This window comes from Pseudoalteromonas sp. DY56-GL22, from assembly GCF_041414715.1.
Classification (GTDB): Bacteria; Pseudomonadota; Gammaproteobacteria; order Enterobacterales; family Alteromonadaceae; genus Pseudoalteromonas; species Pseudoalteromonas simplex.
On the sequence record NZ_JANHZR010000001.1, the window covers coordinates 289931 to 309660 of the forward strand.

A 19730-nucleotide genomic window follows, 5' to 3' on the forward strand; every position below is an offset into this window, starting at 1 on the left:
GCAATGTTGAAGTTCAAGCTTACCTTTGTAGGTGCTTTATGGGTATTTTTAACAGCCTGTACAACAGTAAATAAGTTTGTGCCCCCATCTACTGATTTAAATATTTCAGTGGCCTCAGATGTGAATCCAGATATCTCTGATCGTCCTTCACCTGTTGTTTACAAAGTGTTTGAACTGAGCTCTCGCACCATTTTCGATACGCAAGATTTTTTTAGTTTGTATGAAAATCCTGAAGCAGTACTTGGGCCTGATCTTCTAAAAAAAGATGAGCTAGAGCTACAGCCTGGTTCAACAATTGAATATAAAATGAATTTAAATAGAAACACTCGCTTTGTTGGTGTTGTAGTCGCTTATAGAGATATTGAAAAAGCCCGTTGGCGCGCGGTAATAGAGGTTGATCCAACAGGCTATGATGACATTGACGTAAATGTTGAGTCGTTAGCTGTATATATGAAAGATTAAAGGAATAAACATGAGTGATTACACGCGGGTCGCATGGACAGAAGGAATGTTCTTAAGACCTCAGCACTTTCAACAGGCAGATAAGCATGTTTCTAGTGTAATTAGAAGAGTTATAGAGGGCACTGTTCCTGATTCATGGGGAGTTATAGAGCTTGAGATTAATAGTGAACTACTTGTAACAGGCCAATTTGCCATTGATAAGTTGTCTGCTATTTCAGCAGACTTATGCCCAATTCAGATGCCCGGCGATGAATACCTTCCTGAACCTTTGATTGTAGCTAAAAGTGCCTATGATGAAATAGTATGCCTTGCAATACCGGCTCTGAAAGGAAGTGGCATTAATCTATCTTCTAAAGACGACGAATTGGTGACACGTTACCGAGTTGCAGATTTATCAGTAAGTGATGACAGTTTAGGCTCTCAAGCTCAAGAAATGATTCAAGTTGCTAAGCTTCATAGTAGACTGATGTTAATGTCTGATGATACATCAGGTTATGTCTTGCTGCCGCTTGCAAGAATTACAGAAGTGACTAGTGAAGGGGCAATTAAACTTGACTCTAAGTATGTTCCGCCAAGCCTCTATGTTAGCAGTAATAAGCCTTTAACAGCGCTTGTTAGAGAAGTATCAGGCTTAATTAAGCAACGTGCTGAAAGTATTGCAGTGAGGCTGTGCCAAGGGTATGCAGGTAGTACATCAGTGGCCGATTTTCTGATGCTACAAACTCTTAATAAATATGATGCAGTTTTTCAAAGCTTATTAACGCATTCACGTGTTCATCCGCGAGAGCTTTACACGCGACTAATTGAGCTTGCAGGAGAACTTGCAACTTTTAGTGCTGTTAACAAGCGGGTACCGCAACTTCCTAAATATGACCATACAAATTTACAGTTTGTTTTTGCAGAAGTTGTGAACTTCCTTTATCAATCATTAAGTCAGGTGATTGAACAAACAGCCACTGAAATTAAATTAGAACAAAGCAAATTTGGTATCTCATTTGGTGCATTAAGAGATAAGTCGATACTTGACTCTGCTCAATTTGTACTCGCAGTTAAAGCGAGTATTCCGCATGAAGAGTTAAGAAAACTATTACCTTCGCAAATTAAGATTGGTAGCGTTGAGTCGATCCGAGATTTAGTAAATAACCAATTGCCAGGGATCTCAATTAATGGCTTACCTACGGCTCCACGTCAAGTGCCTTACCATGCGGGGTATCATTATTTTGAGCTCAATAAAAACAGTGAACATTGGAGCAAACTCAAATCAAGCGGTGGTATCGCTATTCATTTGTCGGGCAACTACCCTGATTTAAACTTAATTCTTTGGGCAATTAGAAGCTAAAAAGGAAGCGTTTCAATGGATGAAACAATAATCAAACCACGTCCCGGCCGTTTAAGCCGAGATAAATCAAATGCTGATGCATCACAAGGTTCGAGTGACAAAACCGTTGTCTCTTTTAGTCACTCTTCACCTGAAAAGGCGAATGTTAGTTCTGTATCAATTTTTAAAAATGAATTACTCGATGCAGCTAATGACAGCTTTTCATTGATTATTTTTATTAATCAGTCATCACAAATTGACAGTCTAGCAGCTTTAAAGCATCGGGCTATTGAATCAATTAAGCGATTTGAAACCAATCTACGTGCAAAGTCTATTGAACTTACGGTCATTAATAATGCACGTTATTGCCTATGTGCTGTTATTGATGAAGCTGTATTAAATGCTAAATGGAGTTCGCTGGAATGGGCTGAAGAGAGCTTGCTATCTACTTTTCATAAAGAAACATTTGGTGGTGAGTACTTTTTTACTTTGCTTGATGATGCTTTAGTACACCCAGAAATGAACAGAAACTTCTTAGAGCTACAGTACCACTGCTTAAATTTAGGTTTTAAAGGTAAGTTTCGAGTTGAAGCCAGCGGGGAAAGTAAGCTAGAAGATTACCGTAATAGAATTTACCACATTCTTAATCAAATAGATGGACCACATAGCCAATTTTTAGCACCTAGCTGGAAAAGCCGTGTTGCAGCAGGTATGGAGCTAAGAAATCAAATTCCACTTTGGGTTGTAATTTCGGTGCTTGCTTTAATTGCGCTTGTGGTTTATTTGTTTTTCAACATGCGCCTTAATGAGCAAGTTGACGCAACAGCTGAAAATTTGAAGTTAGTTCATCCTTTGTCATCTTCACAAGTTGAAGGCAATAAAAGTAAGCAATTGGATTTGTTAACCCAGTTATTACACACTGAAATACAACGCGGTATAGTCAGTGTTGAGCAACAAACAGATAGAATTAGAATAACAATAAATAATGAGAGTTTGTTTAACTCAGGCGAAGCGATACTTTTGCCGTCTTTCCAACCAATTTTAGAGAAGTTAGCGCTAAGCCTTGAAGGAACAAAAGGCAAAATCTTAATCACAGGTCACACCGACGATAGCCCAATAAGTACCAGTCAGTATCCTTCGAATTGGCATTTATCATTAGCTAGGGCTACACAAGTAGCAAACTCAATGGCTAAGAATACAGGCTTAATGGGAAGGTTATGGCCAGAAGGAAAAGGTTCAGCAGAGCCTTTAGTGAGCAATACGAATTCAGATAAGGCATTAAACCGCCGAATTGAAATCGACTTACTTTTTTAATGGAGTTGTGATGAGTTTTATTCAAAAGTGCAAGCGCGCTATGTACGCTGCTACTTCTCGTAAGGTAATGATTGTTGTTGGCTTTTTAGCTCTCTTCCTACTTATCTGGTTTGGTGGTCCACTGATTGCGATCGCCGATTATAAACCGTTTGAAAGTGTTGCAGCACGTGCTATCACAATTTTAGCAATTTTATTGGTATATACCGTTGTTAAATTGATTGAGTTCAGAAATCAAAGCAAACGAAATACCAGCATGACAGAAGAACTGATTGAGGTTGATGCTAATTCTGCAGATGAAGTCCAAGAAGAAATTAAAACCTTAAAAACTCGTATGGTTGAGGCGATCGAGTTATTGAAGGATGCTAAGCTTTTTAATGGTCGTAATATCTATCAGCTACCATGGTATATCATGATTGGCCCTCCTGGTTCAGGTAAAACAAACTTCATTAATAACTCAGGTCTTGATTTTCCTTTAAAGGAAAAGCTAGGCACAGACCTAATTCACGGTGTTGGTGGTACGCGTAATTGTGATTGGTGGTTTACTAATAAAGCAGTGATTATCGATACCGCAGGTCGTTACACAACACAAAATAGCCATGCTTTACATGACTCAAAGGCATGGCAAGGTTTTTTAGGTCTACTTAGAAAATACAGACCCAAGCGGCCTGTAAATGGTGTGATCATCAGTATGGGGATATCCGAACTGATGAATCAAACTAAAACTGAGCGTAACTTACATGCCCGTGCGATAAAGCAACGATTACAGGAGCTTCAAGGGCAGCTTGGCATGACCTTTCCTGTGTATGTTATTTTTTCAAAAGTCGACTTGGTTGAAGGCTTTAGAGAGTTTTTTAGTGAGCTCAGTGATGAAGAAACGGAGCAAGTTTGGGGGGTAACTTTTGAACTAGATACTGATTCTGACAATCAAATTGAAGTGTTTAACAAAGAATTTCATGGATTAATTTCAAACCTTACTTCGTTATTAAATCGACGTTTGATTAACGAGCATGATTTAGTGAACCGCTCTAAAGTGTTTGAATTTCCGAAGCAACTTCGTGCTCTTCAGAGTGTTGGTTACTCTTTTTTGAAAGAAATATTTACACCAAATGCGTATGAAAGCTTGCCAATATTTCGAGGTGTCTATCTTACGAGTGCAACGCAAGAGGGAACACCTTCTAATTTGTTGAGTGATCAAAGCTCAGCAAAAAAAGATTATATTAACCAAACTAGAAGCTTTTTTATCAAGCGTTTATTAGAAAGTGTTATTTTTCCTGAACAGAATCTAGCAAGTACTAACAAACATCATGAAAAGCAAAGTAAGTGGTTACGCGTTTCATGCCTAGCCGTAACATGTATAACACTGATTACATTAAGTGTTTCTTGGTTTATTAGCTTTTCATGGAATAGTGATCTAATAGATGAAACGAATCAAGCTTTAGCTGAATATCAAGTATTAGATCAAAATACGGTCGATAAAAGTAATCTAATTATTTTGAATCAGCGTTTTAATGCGCTAAAGAACTTCCCTGTTAATAAAATTAATGCAGAAGACTTTGAAGCGTATGGTTTTAGTAAAGTTGAAGAGCTAACAGAAGCTTCGAAAAGCGCCTACTTACGTTCTTTAAAAACATACTTAGAACCATTTCTACTCAATGCGCTAACATCTGAGATGGAACAACAAGCAGACTATTTGAGTTATTTATATGAGACTTTGCGTAGCTATCTGATGTTATTTGAACCTGAGCATTATAACCAAGATGATTTACTTGCATGGTTTAGCGCCTACTACGAAAGAGCTCTTCCGGGTGATGTTAACGTAACCAATCGTGCTGATTTAATGGCTCATACACGAGCACTCCTCGATTATGGTATTTCTGGGCAAGAAATAGATCATCAAGCTGTTCGTCTTGCTAGAGCTGAACTAACAAAATTGCCAATCGCAGAAAGAGCTTACCAAAGATTACAAGCTGATTTTATGGAAAGTAGCATTCCACCAATAAAACTAACGGACATTATAAGCTACGAAAGCGCGAGAGAATTTAGTTTTCAAAATCCTGAAGCTACGATGAAAAGTATTCCGGGCCTTTATACTTATAATGGTTACCATGGCATCTTCAATGTCGAGAAAAGCAAGATGCTGGGTAATCTGATGGCAAGTAGTTGGGTTTACGGTGAAGAAGCTGCAAACACATACGATATTTCTAAAGCGGAGATCGAAAAGAAATTAGAGCAAAAGTATTTTCAAGATTATATTTATTACTGGCGTTCGTTTGTCGATGAGCTGACTTTAAAAGAGTTCAATTCACCAACAGAAGGTGTTCGCGTTACTAATGTTTTAGCGGGACCTGAAGCGCCAATAAAAAATATTATTACAACGGTTCAAAAAAATGTTCAATTGACTAAGTTGCCTATTTCTGAAAATCAAAAGGCTGCCGGTAAAGTGGCTGCAAATGCAGCTGAAGTCGCTATGCATACTAAGGCTAATAGACTTAAGCGCTACTTACCAAATGAAACTCCAAAGTTTGAGGTCAAGCTTCCTGGTCATCAAGTAGAAGAAGCATTTAGTGATATTTTAGAAATCGAACCACAGCAACTTGAAACAATACAAGCAAGTTTAAGAGAGCTAAATATTTACTTAAATCAACTTGATCGTGGTGGCTTACTTAAGTCTTCTGTGAAGAACCAATTAAGTGGCAAAAATAAACCAGAGTTTCTAAGCCAGCTTGAGTTTCAAAGTAAAGGGCTGCCTTATCCTGCCAGTCATTGGTTGTTGAACATAAGCCAAGATACGTCAAACATCACTAGAAAAAGTGCCAATCAACACCTTAACGAAATCTGGAGAAGCAGTGTTTTACGAGAGTACAACGCAGCAATTGTAGGGCGTTACCCGCTAGTACCTCACTCGGATAAAGAAATTAATCTTAAAGATTTTTCGGATTTCTTTGGGCCTGAAGGCACTATTGATAACTTCTTCACGACCTATATCGCACCAAGTGTCGATACGAGTAAGAGCCCATGGCGTTTTGAAAAAAATATAGGAGTAAGCGAGTCTGCACTTAGAATGTTTGAGCAAGCGGCCAGAATTCGCGAAGTATTCTTTGATGGGAATAGCAATACACCGCGAATAGAGTTTGGTTTAAAGCCAATTAAATTAGACCAAACGATTTCCAGTTTCATGATAGAAATAGATGGTCAGTCAATGATTTATAGGCATGGTCCGCCGAAAGTTAAGAGCATTGTTTGGCCAGGAGACGTTGCCCAAAGTAAAACCAGAATTGTGTTTACACCACCGTATGGGGGCAGAACAATCAATACTAGTTACAGTGGCGAATGGTCTTTTTATCGAATGTTAGATGATTTAAAGGCCCAGCGAGCCGAAACACAAAATGACTTAGAGCTACACTTTTCGCTGCAAGGTAATAATGCAATGGTTGAATTGTTGCCAAATTCAATTAGACATCCATTTTGGAACGCAAGTATAGAGAGTTTTTCATGTCCGACAAGGCTATAGGGATTGGCTATTTGGGCAAGGTTCCATTTTTGGGTGACTTTGTCCAAGAAGGAGTTTGTCAGCAGTTTTCAGAGCACTGGGAGCATTGGTTACAAGCTGCTATCGCAGTCAGCAAAGAGCAACTGGGTGCTCAATGGCAAGAGCGTTATTTAACAAGTCCAGTTTGGCATTTTGCATTGTCAGAAAATTTAATAACGAGTAGTGCTAAAAAAGGAACGCTTTTGCCAAGTGTTGATGCTGTAGGGCGCCATTATCCTTTTACGGTCCTCGTTGATAGCGATAGCACTCCCATTGCGACATTAAATTCGAATCAACTGTCTCTTGATTATGAAGACGCTGTGTTATCTGTACTTGATGACAGTGTAGACTTAAGTTTATGGCAGAAGAAGGTGATGAGTACGCTTAAGGAGAGCCGTTCACCCGCTAAAATATTCAGTAAAAGCCTTTCTCCAGATGAAAATAAATCTGCTGTAGTTTTTGAGTTTCAAGGAGATGAGTTAGGTGGTGGAACTGTCGATGATGTATTGCATTCACTCTTACTCAATAAATATGGGGATTATAGTGTTTGGTGGACCCACGGTTCTATAGATATCAAGCCTGTTGTTTTTGTTACAGCAGGTTTACCACCAGTAAATCAAGTGGCTGCAATGCTAGATGGACGTTGGCAGCATTGGGAATGGAATTATACCCAGGTAAGTGAGTGTGAATAAAAATTTTATCAGTTATGCCGTGTCTCACCGTGGAGTTATTCGCGAGCTAAACGAAGATGCTTATGTTGAACTTAATAAATACAACCTTTGGATTGTAGCGGATGGCATGGGTGGGCATGAAGCCGGCGATTTTGCAAGTCAGCTAGTAGTTGACGTTATTAAGGCTGAAGTTGAAGAGTTACCCGTTTCATCAATTTCAACCGAGATGTTGATTAAAGCAATACAAAGTGCAAATACGAAACTGCTTGAATATAGCAGTGACTTTTTAAGTAATAAAACGGCCGGTACAACCGTTACTGTACTGTTTTTTAAAGACAATAAATATTCTGCTCTGTGGGTAGGTGATAGCAGAATATATAGATACAGGTCTAACTCTTTGTTGCAGTTATCACGGGACCATAGTCAGATTAATGATTTAATCGATGAAGGATTACTAACAGAGCAAGAGGCAATAAACCATCCTTTAGCTAACGTAATTACGCGTGCGGTGGGAGTGCAAAATGAGCTGTCTGTCGACTTTGTTGAAGGTGACTTATTAACTGATGATATTTTCTTACTTTGCTCGGATGGTTTAACAGGTGAGTTAAGTGATTCAGAAATTAGTATTGCTTTAGCGCCTAAAAATATCATTGATTCAGGAATGGCATTAATTCACTCCACTCTTGTGCGTGGTGCAAGAGATAATGTTACTTTTATTTTAGTGAAAAATGAAAAGCTGGATAATTCTAATGATAAAACATTGATTAATGATGACTTGACTGTGCCCTTATTATTAAATAGCTAATATATTATTTTAATAAGGTGGATAATTATTGTTTAATTATTTTATTTTTTGTAATTTAATTTTAATTAATGCTTTTGTGGCTTGAAATTATAAATAAGAGATGTATTATTTTACGTCTCTATTTTGGGTGTAAAAGGAATTTTTAAGGCGATGGAATGTTTGTTTTTGATGAATATTTAGCTCCGATTAGTGAAGATGCATTCGCAGGCATTGAGCCTAGATCAGATGTATCTCCTACCTCAACGTACTATTCCTTAAAAGATATGCGCAATCAGCTACGTGCTGCTGAAAGACTTGCGCTTGTTGATGATGAAGGGATCGCGTCTTTGGCACGTGATTGGCAACCATTATTAGAATTGTGTAGCACTGCATTAAAAACAGAAAGTAAAGATATTGAGTATTTGGCGTGGTTTACTGAGGCATTGTGTCGAATCCACGGCTTTAAAGGACTGGCTTTTGGTTTCAAAGTTGCAAAAGAGCTAGTTAGTAACCACTTTGATGCACTTTATCCAATGCTTGATGATGGTGATGAGATATCTGATAAGGTCTCTGCATTAGTTGGTTTAAATGGTGTCGCAAGTGAAGGGGCACTGATCATCCCTATTAAAAGTATCGCATTAACAGATAGCCAAAACTACGAAGCTTTTACTTACTGGGAATACCAGCAGGCCTATGACGTCTCACGACTCAGTGAAGAAAAGAGAGAAAAAAAAATAGCCCAGGGCGCAATTGACTTTGAATTAATAGTAAAAAGTGCACAAGAGACTCCCGCTGAACTTTTCCTAGCATTAAAAAATGATATCGAAGAGGCGCTTACTGAATTTAGTGCATTAAGCAGTGCGCTTGATACTGCTACAGAGCAATCACAGCCTACCTCTTATATTAAACAAGCACTTGAAGAGTGTTTGAATGCAGTTTTGCATTTAGGTGAAGACAAACTTAAATCCCTTGAAGCGAAGTCGATACAAGAACCGCAAGAAAATGAGCAAGTTGAAGGCGAAACACCTGTCGATGAGAATCCCTCTCGAAATGATACCCAAATCAATAGCCGAGAAAATGCGATAAACAAATTGCAAGAAATTGCGCAGTTTTTTAGAAAGACAGAGCCACATTCACCTATGTCTTACACCATTGAACAAGTTATTCGATGGAGCGAATTATCGCTACCAGAATTATTAAATGAATTAATAACCGATAGTGATGCTAGGACCGGATACTTTAAGCTGTCTGGCATCAAAGTTAGCGAAACAGAAACCGAGTAAAAGGAGTTTTGAATGAGTATCCATGACAAATTAAAACGTGTACGTAAACCAAGAGTACACATTACCTATGACGTTGAAACTGAAGGTGCAATTGTAAAAAAAGAGCTGCCTTTTGTGGTTGGGGTAATGGGGGATTTTTCAGGCCATAACCAAGAAGTATTAAAACCTTTAAAAGACCGACGTTTTATCCAAATTGATAGAGAAAACTTTAACGATGTTTTAAAGAAAATGAGCCCTTCTTTGAAGTTAGATGTTGATAATACTTTAACTGATGATGGCACTAAATTTAGCGTTGATCTCAACTTTAAAAGTATTGATGACTTTGAGCCAGCAGCTGTCGTAAATCAAGTTGAACCATTGCGTAACCTAATGGAGACACGTAATAAACTTCGTGACTTAATGACTAAGATTGACCGCTCAGAAGAGCTTGAGAATGTTTTAGAAGAAGTGTTAAGCAACACGGCGAGTCTTGACTCAATTGCTAAAGAGCTAAAGTTAGAGGAGTCTGAAAAATGAGTACCGAAACACTAGCCCAAGAATTAGACACAGCAACAGCGACTGAATCAGCATCGTTATTGACTCAAGCTATAGGCGCAACTAAGCAAACAGATGCAAGTCGAGCTGAAGAGCTGCTACGCACATTAACTGAAGAAGCTTTAAAAGGCACTGTTCAATGGAATAAAAACATGACAGTGACTTTCAATGAAGCGATTCAGATGATCGATCAAAAAATATCGAAACAACTCAGTGTTATTATGCACCATGAAGACTTTCAAAAATTAGAAGGTTCATGGCGTGGCCTAAATCATTTAGTGATGAATTCAGATACTGGCTCAACTCTAAAAATTCGCGTACTTAATATGAAGAAGAAAGAACTTCATAAAGATTTAAGTAAAGCGGTTGAGTTTGATCAAAGCCAAACATTCAAAAAAATCTACGAGTCAGAATTTGGTACACCGGGTGGTGAACCTTACGGCACTATTGTAGGTGATTTTGAATTTACTAATCACCCTGAAGACGTGGAAACTCTTGGCTTAATGTCAAACGTTGCTGCAGCGGGTTTCTGTCCGTTCATTTCAGCATCATCACCTTCACTCTTTGGTTTTGATAGTTGGGAAGAGCTTACTAAACCAAGAGATCTTGAAAAAGTTTTTGAATCTCTTGAATACACTAAATGGCGCTCATTTAGAGATAGCGATGATTCACGCTTTGTTTCACTCACAATGCCAAGATTTTTATCTCGTTTACCTTACGGTGCAGCATCTAAACCGGTTGAAGAATTCAACTATGAAGAGTTTGAAGTTGATGAACTTGCCGGTCGCTCTGTAAGTACCGATAACGCTGATTATTGTTGGAGTAATGCTGCCTACGCAATGGCAACGAATATGACAAAAGCATTCTCTCAATATGGTTTTTGTACAGCTATTCGCGGCGCTGAAGGCGGCGGTAAAGTAGAAGGTTTGCCGACGCATATATTCACTAGTGATGATGGTGATCCTGATCTTAAATGCCCAACAGAGATTGGTATTACTGATCGACGTGAAGCAGAATTAAGTAAACTTGGTTTCTTACCACTGTGCCATTATAAAAATACTGATTACGCTGTGTTCTTTGGTGGTCAAACTTGCCAGAAACCAGAAGTTTATTCAACGCCTGATGCGACTGCAAATGCTGCAATTTCTGCGCGTTTGCCATATATAATGGCTACATCACGTTTTGCTCATTATTTAAAAGTAATGGCGCGCGATAAAATTGGTAGCTACATGGAAGCTGAAGATGTTGAATCATGGTTAAATCGTTGGATACTATCATATGTCAATGCAACAGAGGGCGGTGGTCAAGATATTAGAGCCCGTTACCCTCTAGCCGATGCAAAAGTTTCTGTGAAGGAAATCTCTGGTCAACCGGGAGCCTACAATGCCGTTGCATGGTTAAGACCATGGTTACAAATGGAAGAGCTTACGTCATCGCTTAGATTGGTTGCCAAAATCCCTGAGATTGGCTAACCCTTTCTGCATTAAGGATGATGCAAAATGAACTGTGAAGAGTTTTCATTCATAGGAGAAGACGCTGTAATTTCAAATAATACAGCGTCTGATATCTTCGAAAATAGCGCTTTATTGGAACGCTTTCTTAATGAGAAAGAAACATTTAAAGCGTTGTTATTATGGCTTGAAGGCTCTTCAGATTCCCCCTTACAGTGGGATAAAGAGTCAATTAGTTCATATTTGCAACTGACCATTGTCAAAATAGATTCGATTATTTCTAAGCAATTAGATCAAATATTACATCACCCCAAGTTACAACAATTAGAAGCCAGCTGGCGCAATTTGTGGTGGTTAACTTTACAAACAGAACTTAATGATAAAGAAAAAAAAGTAAAGTTACGGCTGTTAGATTGTGATTGGAATACGTTATCGAGAGATGTTAATAAAGCAATCGACTTTGATCAAAGTAGCTTCTTTCAATTAATTTATCAAAATGAGTTCGATCGTCCAGGCGGTGAGCCTTTTGGTGTATTGATTGGTGATTACGAAATTACCAATGGCAATGCACCGGGTACAATTTACAACGATATAGACACCTTAAAAGAAATTTCGAAAGTAGCCGCAGCCTCTTTTTCGCCATTTATTACTGCTGTGTCTGCAAGCTTATTTGGTGCAAATAGTTTTACTGATTTAGGCTATCAATTTGATTTGTATACTCAGTTTGAACAGGTCGAATATACGAAATGGCGTAGCTTTAGGAACATGGAAGATGCGCGTTTTGTTGGTCTTGTATTGCCGCATGTATTAGTTAGAGCACCCTATAAAAACGACGGCACACGTCACTTAGATTTTTTATATACAGAAAAAATAACCACGCCTGAAACAGAAATGTTATGGGGAAACGCCGCTTACCAATTTGTGTCGACATTAGTGCGAGCTTATGCAGAAAGTGGTTGGTTTGGTCAAATAAGAGGCATTGAGCCTGGCAAAATATCTAAAGGCATCGTTACCGGATTGACGAAAAATTACTTTTCAACCGATGTTTACAGAAAAGAAGCTAAGCCACCAATAGACTTGATTGTGACTAGTAAATTAGAAAAGCAGTTCTCTGAACTTGGGTTTATCCCAGCATCGTCAGTGACAAATACTGAGCATCTCGTTTTTTATAGTAATGCATCAGCTCAGCAAGCCAAACACTACGATAGTGAGGCTTCTACTGTAAACGCTCGCTTATCGTCTATGCTGCAATATATTTTATGTGTTTCACGCTTTGCTCATTATTTAAAGCTGTTAGCGCGTGATCGAGTTGGCTCTTATAGTACAGCCCAAGCCTGTGAACAAGGTTTGCAAGCATGGGTTAACAACTACACTACAGCATCGGATTCTGCCTCAGAGCAAATAAGAAGTAAGTATCCTTTGGCGAATGCAAAAGTAAAAGTGACTGAAAATAAATCGAGGCCAGGCCATTATTTTTCTGTTTTACAATTACAACCCCATTTTCAGCTTGATCAAATGATATCAAGTATCAAATTAGTGACTGAACTAAGTCCTCATCACCAAATAAAGGAATAGAAATGAAGAAGATCCATGAGTGTATTCGCAATGGAAAATTAGCTGATGCATTAGAGTATTGCGCACAGAAACTAAAAGATGATCCACTTAACTTTGATATTCGCAGTGCTTACACGGAACTATTGTGTGTGAACGGTGAGCTTGAAAAAGCTGATAAACAATTAGATTTTATGGTGACAAAGTCGCCTGAGCTAGCGGTGGGCGCTGTTAATTTAAGGCACCTAATTAGAGCTGAGCAAGCAAGACAGGATTTTTACGAAGGTAAAGCGGCCCCTAAGCTATTTCATGAAGCAGATGAGCTAGATGAAGTATTTCTTCAGATGCATATCGATTTACGCGAAGATGATTTTAAATCAGCGACTGAAAAGGCAGCTAAAGTTGAGTCTCTCAGGATAAGTACAGTAAATGAGCAACTTACTGCAATAAGAGATATTGATGATTCATTAAACCCATATTTGGAACTTTTGGGTACCAATGGCGAGTTTTATTTAGCTCGTTTCGATGAAATCGAAAAGTTTGAAGTTCAGCCAATAGAATCAATCGTTGAGCAAATTTGGCTACGCGTTGAAGTAACTATCAAAGATGGACCTGTCGGTACTGCTCATATCCCAGTTGTTTACCCACACTCAAAGAGCGAAATTGAAAAATTAGGTCAAGTGACTGAATGGCATGAAATAAGTGAAGAAATGTATTTTGGCCGCGGGATGAAAATGCTGTTCATAAATGATGAAGCGGTTTTATTGTCTGAACTTGGCTCTTTCATTAATTGAGCGTGAAATTTTCATGATTGCAAGCAAACAGCCGCTCAAAGCATCAATTTTAGACCGCTTGATAGATGACGAGCCTGAAGTACAGGATTCGCCACAGCGAACGGATGGTATCAGCTTATCACTTTTAAAAAGTTACGTTAGGCGAGATATCGAAGCACTGTTAAATGCTCGGATCCAGTGGCATACATGGCCAAGTCAATACAGTGAGCTTGCAACATCGTGTTTATCATATGGATTGCCAGACTTTTCAAGCATGGTTGTAAGTTCCCATGAGGGGCGAGCAGCGTTATGTGAAAAAGTTCGAGATGCAATTTTGCGATTTGAGCCTAGGTTTATTGAAGTTGAAGTGCTAGTTGATGAAGAGCTACCCCTTAACCGCATTTTAAACCTAAGAATTAATGCCTTGTTATATGCCGATCCTGAGCCTGAATACATCAGTTTTAACTCTGAAGTTGAGCCAGTTAGTTTAGGTATGAAAATCTATGAGTCTTCACTATGAATGATGAATTATTAAAGTATTACAATCGTGAATTAGCTTATGTGCGCCACCTTGGGAAAGACTTTGCAGAAAAATACCCAAAAGTGGCAGGCAGGTTAAAACTTACAGACGAAGTGATAGAAGATCCTCATGTTTCAAGGTTAGTCGAATCATTTGCATTTTTAACTGCCAACATTAGGCAAAAACTTGATGATAGCTTTCCTGAGTTAACGGATGCGCTATTAGGTCAGCTTTATCCTGACTACCAAGCACCGATCCCTTCATTATCAATTGTAAAGTTAGAGTCAGAAAACCTATCAACGACTGGGGTCATCATTCCGCGTGGGAGTGAGCTTGAAACTAATGTAGAAGGAATGAAACAGTGTAAATTTCAAAGCTGTTTTGATACCAATTTGTGGCCTGTAGAGATAACCGCTGCCCAGTTTGATAACAGTCCTTTTATTGCGCCTAAACCAAAGTTTAATGAACCAGCTAAAGCGATTTTTAAGTTACAACTGACAGGTGAGTATGATGGCGTTTCATTGCATGAAACAGAGCTAAATGATCTAAAAATTTATATTCATGGACAATGGCATTATGCACTCAAAGTTTACGAGCTATTGTTTAAACATTGTATCGGAATAGCAGTAGACAATGGCGATGAGGGAGTGCATTACCTCTCGAAAACTCATTTAAAATCAGTTGGTTTTGAGGAGCATGAGGCTGTAGTACCTTATTCAATGCGTTCATCATCAGCATATAGGCTATTAGTCGAGAACTTTATTTTTCCTGAAAAATTTAAGTTTTTTGAGTTACAAAATATTCGTTCTGTACTACCACGCAATGCAAGCACTACAACGCTTTATTTTTATTTAGATGTTGAGTCGAGCGAGTTGGAGAAGCAAGTAGATAAAGACATGTTCTTGCTGGGCTGCACGCCAATCATAAATTTATATGAACAAGAACTTGAACCGATCCGCCCAGAGCTAAGCGAATATGAGTATAAGCTTGCACCACGTTATATCGACTCTGAAATATCAGAAGTTATTAGTCTTGAAGAAGTAGTTGCATTTGACCACAAGGGGAATAAACAGCTGGTGACGCCTTTTTATGCGCAAACACACCCTAAATATCAAGAGCATAAAGATCTCTATTGGCATACTCGACGAGAAACAGCCCTTTGGGCCGGTGGTTATGCAGAAGCGGGCACCGAAACTTATTTGTCATTAGTAAATGGTGGCTTTGAAAATAGTGCGCAAGCACTCAGTGAGGGAAATACGGTCGTAACAGTACGGGCGCAGTGTAGTAACCGTAATCTACCAGCTAGTTTACCATTTGGTGATGATGAACTTGGTTTTACATTACCAAAGCGTGGCGATGTCATCAAAAAAATCAGGTGCCTAGTTGCACCTACTCATGCGGTAAGACCTGTGTTGGGTAGCAATACTCGTTGGCAACTGATTAATCATCTGACTCTTGATTCATTCAGTGGTGAGCACAGCGTAGAGAAATTGAAAGAAACATTGAGACTATATGATTTTAAAGCAACACCCCAATCAAAAGGGATGATTGATAATATCTATAGCGTCAAAATTGAACCCGCAACTGCACGAGTTGTGCAAAATGGGCGGGTTGCATTTGCAACAGGTACCGATATTGAAATTACGTTTGCAAATGATGATTACGCTGGCAGTGGGGTGTTCTTTTTTGCTTCAGTTCTTGATTGTTTCTTCTCGCAATTTGCATCAATTAATAGCTTTACACGCTTAAGTCTAAAGTTAAAAGAACAAGACCGAGTTTATCATCAGTGGCCAGCTAGAGTCGGTTCAGAGGTGCTACTATGATTGCTCAATTGCTCGAGAACGCGACAGAAATAGATTTTTACAAAGCCGTGTTTGTGATCGAGTCGCAGTTATCGAGTACGGCTCAGCACTACCGGAAAGTTGGCTATGATTGTCAGCCAAAACTAGAGCTGATTAAGTTTAGTTCAACACAAAAGTTTGGCTTTGCGGGTAATGCGATAACTAAATTAAAACCTGCTAAAAGCGTTGCAGGGATCACTCAGTTTGATATGGAAATATCATTTATGGGGATGACCGGTTGCTCAGGCGCATTGCCACACTTTTATAGTGAATTGGTGATGCAAAGATTGCGCTACAAAGACAGCACAATGAGAGATTTTTACGATATGTTTAATCATCGTTTGATTTCGTTGTACTACCGAGCTTGGAAAAAGTATAAACCCGCGCTTAATTTTGCTAACAGCAATCAAGATAATCACACGAAAATTTTGGCACTTTTGAGTGGGGGCAATGCCCCTCATCAGCTTTATTTCAGTGGTCTTTTCAGTCGAAAAACGCGAAATATTGCTGATCTGCGAAATATTTTAACTTTCTATTTAGGTTGTGACGTCAGCATAAATCAGTTTGTGGGTCAGTGGCAGCCACTAAAAAAATCAGAGCAAACCCGCATTAACAGCGGGGGCTTTGCAGGACAACATGCAAGGCTTGGTATTGACGCAATAGCAGGTAAGCAAGTTTGGGACATCTCAACAAAGATAGAAGTTACTATTGAGCCCAAAAATGAGCACCAAACAGCCCGTCTTCTACCACAGCAAGAGCTTTGGAATTTAGCCCATCAAATAGTGAATGATTTTGTTGGTAATCAAATTCAGCATGCACTAATAGTAAAAGCAAACTTCTACAAACTTGGTGCAAAGCAACTATTAAAAGAGCGACTTCAATTAGGCTGTAATAGTTTTCTGTTTTCAGAAAAAGCAACTATAGACGGCAAAGTCTCTGAGCTTTCGTTCAAAGGATAAATAAATACAAGGAAATATTATGTCTACAATGACGCTAAATACACTCGTTGAAAAATTAAGCCCTGAGTGCAAAAAGAGTCTTGAACAAGCTGTTGCAATTTGTAATAGCAGAAGTCACTTCACTGTTGAATTAGAGCACTGGTTATTAGCAATGCTTGAACAACAACTTGATGACTTTAGAATTATTTTGAGCGCTTACGATATTGACAGCGACTCGTTAAAAAATGATTTGAATAAGTCTTTAGAAATGCACAAAACGGGTTGTAACTCATCACCGAGCTTATCGATGCATGTTACCAGTTTGCTTAAGCAAACGTGGCTTAGTACGAGCATTGATTTTACAGATACACAAATCCGTAGTGCTTACTTAATTTACACGCTGGTAAAAGATGACACTTTAGCAAGTTTAGTGAGTCGTTGTAGTAAAGAGTTCAATAAGATAGAAGCAGGGCAATTATTGCATGCTTGGCCTGAAATGGTCTCTAAGTCTCAAGAACAAAGTCCTGTGGTAAATCGTCAGGCTGAAACATCGGTATCTACAAGTTCTAAAACGCCGAGTTTAGATCAATTTACAGTTGATCTAACAGCTCAAGCAAAAGCAGGAAAAATAGATCCAATTTTGGGGCGTGATTTTGAAATTAGACAAATGGTCGATATTCTTACTCGACGTAGACAAAATAACCCCATTCTAACTGGTGAAGCTGGAGTTGGTAAAACGGCCGTTGTTGAAGGGTTAGCGCTTAGGATTGCACAAGGCAGTGTACCAGATGTTCTAAAAAATGTAAAAATTCACACTCTAGACCTTGCTTTATTACAAGCAGGTGCTGGTATGAAAGGTGAGTTCGAAAATAGACTTAAGTCTTTAATATCGGAAATTAAAAATACCCCAAATCCTGTTATTTTATTTATCGATGAAGCGCACACTATGATCGGTAGTGGTGGTCAAGCTGGTCAAAATGATGCTGCAAATCTATTAAAACCGGCACTAGCGCGCGGTGAACTCAGAACAATTGCAGCCACAACATGGGCTGAATATAAAAAATTCTTTGAAAAAGACGCAGCACTGGCGCGTCGATTCCAAGTCGTTAAAGTGGAAGAGCCTACACCAGAAAAAGCGATTGCGATGTTACGTGGTTTAGTACCTGTTATGGAAAAGCATCATAATGTGTTCATTTCTGAGCAAGCACTAGAAAGTGCAGTGCATTTATCACACCGCTACATTACCGGCAGACAACTTCCTGATAAAGCGGTTGGTTTACTTGATACAGCCTGCGCTCGGGTTGCAATGAGCCAAGCATCAACACCTAATTCAATTGAAACGCTTGAAAATGAACGCTCAGAAATAGAGTCGCAAATCAATATGTTAACCCGTGAGCAACGCACAGGATTAAATCACAGTGAGGTGCTTGAGAGTTTAACAAATAAGTGCCAGCAAATTACTGAGCAGCTTGCACCATTAAAGTCGCAGTTCGAAAATGAAATGTTGCTTATTAAAGATGTAAAAGAAGTCATTAGTGGCCTGAATGATGAAATAGAACAGCCAAGTGAAGAAATTGGAAAGCTACAACAATGCAAAGAAAACTTAGCTAAATATGATTCAAACATGGTGCATTGGCAGGTTGATGATGAGTTAATTGCTCAAGTTATTTCTGACTGGACGGGCATTCCAGTTGGCAAGATGCATGAAGATGATGTGAAGAGTGTTCTTAATTTAGCCAGCACAATGAAAGAGCGTGTTGTGGGTCAAGATCATGCGTTGGAGCTAATTGCAAAAGTTGTACAGACATCTAAAGCGCACTTAGCTGACGAAAGCCGCCCGAATGGAATTTTTATGCTAGCGGGTCCAAGTGGTGTGGGTAAAACTGAGACGGCACTTGCGTTAGCGAATGAAGTGTATGGTAGTGAAGAAAACATCACTGTCATCAATATGTCAGAATACAAAGAAGAGCATAAAGTTTCGTTACTCCTTGGCTCACCTCCAGGTTATGTAGGTTATGGTGAAGGTGGCGTATTAACAGAAGCGATCAGACGTAAGCCATACAGTGTTATTTTATTAGATGAAATTGAAAAAGCGCACCCTGGTGTACATGACATTTTTTATCAAGTGTTTGACAAAGGCACCATTAAAGATGGTGAAGGTAGAGATATCGACTTTAAAAACACAATTATTATCATGACCTCAAATGTGGGTACTGATACAACAATGAGTCTTTTTGAAGATGAAGAAACTGCGCCAAGCGTTCAGGGTCTGCAAAAGGCTATTCAAAATGATTTACTTGAAGTATTTAAAGCTGCATTTCTTGGTCGTATCAACGTCATACCCTATTTGCCACTTAATAAAGAAACTCTTGCAGAAATTACAAAACTGCAATTATGTAAAATAAAAAATAGAGTTAACAAAAATTACAAATCTGATTTTTTATATTCAGATCTTGTTGTAGATTATATAGTTAACAATTGTAATGACTCTGGTTCAGGTGCAAGAAATATTCATGCATTATTGCAAAATAATGTCTTGCCTTTATTATCTGAATCTTTACTTGATAGTCTTGTTAGTGGTAACAAAATCAATGGTATATCATTAGATATAAATGATGGTTCTTTTGTTGTTAATATAAATTGATATATTTAAATTAGTTTCTTGTTTCTTTTTTGGAGTCGGATTATAATTTGTCCGTCTTCATTAATTGATGGAACATTGAGACATTGTCTTCGTCTAGGGAAAGGATATTGAAGACCT

General features: G+C 38.6%; 15 protein-coding genes. All 15 read left to right on the forward strand.

Going from position 1 to position 19730, the window contains the following annotated elements; genetic code table 11:
• Positions 1-3: 3 nt before the first annotated feature.
• The 15 genes from tssJ (at position 4) to tssH (ending at position 19613) form a co-directional block, all read left to right on the forward strand.
• Positions 4-462, forward strand: a complete 459-nt coding sequence (gene tssJ, locus NO991_RS01250) for a type VI secretion system lipoprotein TssJ (RefSeq protein WP_138618868.1) — start codon at positions 4-6, stop codon at positions 460-462.
• A 10-nt stretch (positions 463-472) separates the two neighbouring features.
• Positions 473-1801, forward strand: a complete 1329-nt coding sequence (gene tssK / locus NO991_RS01255) for a type VI secretion system baseplate subunit TssK (protein ID WP_187489391.1) — start codon at positions 473-475, stop codon at positions 1799-1801.
• Positions 1802-1816: 15 nt separating this feature from the next.
• Positions 1817-3094, forward strand: a complete 1278-nt coding sequence (tssL, locus tag NO991_RS01260; protein ID WP_138618872.1) for a type VI secretion system protein TssL, long form — start codon at positions 1817-1819, stop codon at positions 3092-3094.
• A gap of 10 nt (positions 3095-3104) precedes the next feature.
• Positions 3105-6605 (forward strand): type VI secretion system membrane subunit TssM, encoded by a 3501-nt coding sequence (gene tssM, locus NO991_RS01265; RefSeq protein ID WP_138618874.1) that lies wholly within the window; start codon positions 3105-3107, stop codon positions 6603-6605.
• On the forward strand, positions 6587-7315 hold the full coding sequence (tagF, locus tag NO991_RS01270) for a type VI secretion system-associated protein TagF (RefSeq protein ID WP_138618876.1): 729 nt from the start codon (positions 6587-6589) through the stop codon (positions 7313-7315). Before tssM ends, tagF begins: the two co-directional genes overlap by 19 nt.
• Positions 7308-8099 (forward strand): PP2C family serine/threonine-protein phosphatase, encoded by a 792-nt coding sequence (locus NO991_RS01275; RefSeq protein WP_138618878.1) that lies wholly within the window; start codon positions 7308-7310, stop codon positions 8097-8099. Before tagF ends, NO991_RS01275 begins: the two co-directional genes overlap by 8 nt.
• 155 nt (positions 8100-8254) lie before the next feature.
• The gene (gene tssA / locus NO991_RS01280) at positions 8255-9361 is read left to right on the forward strand and encodes a type VI secretion system protein TssA (protein WP_194441283.1); all 1107 of its coding nucleotides are present in this window, start codon (positions 8255-8257) and stop codon (positions 9359-9361) included.
• Positions 9362-9373: 12 nt separating this feature from the next.
• The gene (gene tssB, locus NO991_RS01285; protein ID WP_119853120.1) at positions 9374-9877 is read left to right on the forward strand and encodes a type VI secretion system contractile sheath small subunit; all 504 of its coding nucleotides are present in this window, start codon (positions 9374-9376) and stop codon (positions 9875-9877) included.
• Positions 9874-11367 (forward strand): type VI secretion system contractile sheath large subunit, encoded by a 1494-nt coding sequence (gene tssC / locus NO991_RS01290; protein WP_138618882.1) that lies wholly within the window; start codon positions 9874-9876, stop codon positions 11365-11367. Before tssB ends, tssC (NO991_RS01290) begins: the two co-directional genes overlap by 4 nt.
• 27 nt (positions 11368-11394) lie before the next feature.
• The gene (gene tssC / locus NO991_RS01295) at positions 11395-12921 is read left to right on the forward strand and encodes a type VI secretion system contractile sheath large subunit (protein ID WP_235373661.1); all 1527 of its coding nucleotides are present in this window, start codon (positions 11395-11397) and stop codon (positions 12919-12921) included.
• Positions 12922-12923: 2 nt separating this feature from the next.
• Positions 12924-13691: a type VI secretion system accessory protein TagJ gene (locus NO991_RS01300; RefSeq protein ID WP_371351573.1), complete on the forward strand. Its 768-nt coding sequence runs from the start codon at positions 12924-12926 to the stop codon at positions 13689-13691.
• Positions 13692-13704: 13 nt separating this feature from the next.
• Entirely contained in the window at positions 13705-14190 is a 486-nt protein-coding gene (gene tssE, locus NO991_RS01305) for a type VI secretion system baseplate subunit TssE (RefSeq protein WP_166338540.1), read from the forward strand.
• Entirely contained in the window at positions 14187-16013 is a 1827-nt protein-coding gene (gene tssF, locus NO991_RS01310) for a type VI secretion system baseplate subunit TssF (RefSeq protein WP_371351574.1), read from the forward strand. The genes tssE and tssF overlap by 4 nt, the downstream gene beginning before the upstream one ends.
• Positions 16010-16990, forward strand: coding sequence for a type VI secretion system baseplate subunit TssG (gene tssG / locus NO991_RS01315; RefSeq protein WP_138618892.1), 981 nt, complete (start codon positions 16010-16012; stop codon positions 16988-16990). The genes tssF and tssG overlap by 4 nt, the downstream gene beginning before the upstream one ends.
• 19 nt (positions 16991-17009) lie before the next feature.
• On the forward strand, positions 17010-19613 hold the full coding sequence (gene tssH, locus NO991_RS01320; protein WP_371351575.1) for a type VI secretion system ATPase TssH: 2604 nt from the start codon (positions 17010-17012) through the stop codon (positions 19611-19613).
• The last annotated feature ends 117 nt before the right edge of the window (positions 19614-19730 follow it).

Coding starts and splice junctions, on each gene's coding strand:
- tssJ (WP_138618868.1), top strand. CDS start 4: ATGTTGAAGTTCAAGCTTACCTTTGTAGGTGCTTTATGGGTATTTTTA.
- tssK (WP_187489391.1), top strand. CDS start 473: ATGAGTGATTACACGCGGGTCGCATGGACAGAAGGAATGTTCTTAAGA.
- tssL (WP_138618872.1), top strand. CDS start 1,817: ATGGATGAAACAATAATCAAACCACGTCCCGGCCGTTTAAGCCGAGAT.
- tssM (WP_138618874.1), top strand. CDS start 3,105: ATGAGTTTTATTCAAAAGTGCAAGCGCGCTATGTACGCTGCTACTTCT.
- tagF (WP_138618876.1), top strand. CDS start 6,587: ATGTCCGACAAGGCTATAGGGATTGGCTATTTGGGCAAGGTTCCATTT.
- tssA (WP_194441283.1), top strand. CDS start 8,255: ATGTTTGTTTTTGATGAATATTTAGCTCCGATTAGTGAAGATGCATTC.
- tssB (WP_119853120.1), top strand. CDS start 9,374: ATGAGTATCCATGACAAATTAAAACGTGTACGTAAACCAAGAGTACAC.
- tssC (WP_138618882.1), top strand. CDS start 9,874: ATGAGTACCGAAACACTAGCCCAAGAATTAGACACAGCAACAGCGACT.
- tssC (WP_235373661.1), top strand. CDS start 11,395: ATGAACTGTGAAGAGTTTTCATTCATAGGAGAAGACGCTGTAATTTCA.
- NO991_RS01300 (WP_371351573.1), top strand. CDS start 12,924: ATGAAGAAGATCCATGAGTGTATTCGCAATGGAAAATTAGCTGATGCA.
- tssE (WP_166338540.1), top strand. CDS start 13,705: ATGATTGCAAGCAAACAGCCGCTCAAAGCATCAATTTTAGACCGCTTG.
- tssF (WP_371351574.1), top strand. CDS start 14,187: ATGAATGATGAATTATTAAAGTATTACAATCGTGAATTAGCTTATGTG.
- tssG (WP_138618892.1), top strand. CDS start 16,010: ATGATTGCTCAATTGCTCGAGAACGCGACAGAAATAGATTTTTACAAA.
- tssH (WP_371351575.1), top strand. CDS start 17,010: ATGTCTACAATGACGCTAAATACACTCGTTGAAAAATTAAGCCCTGAG.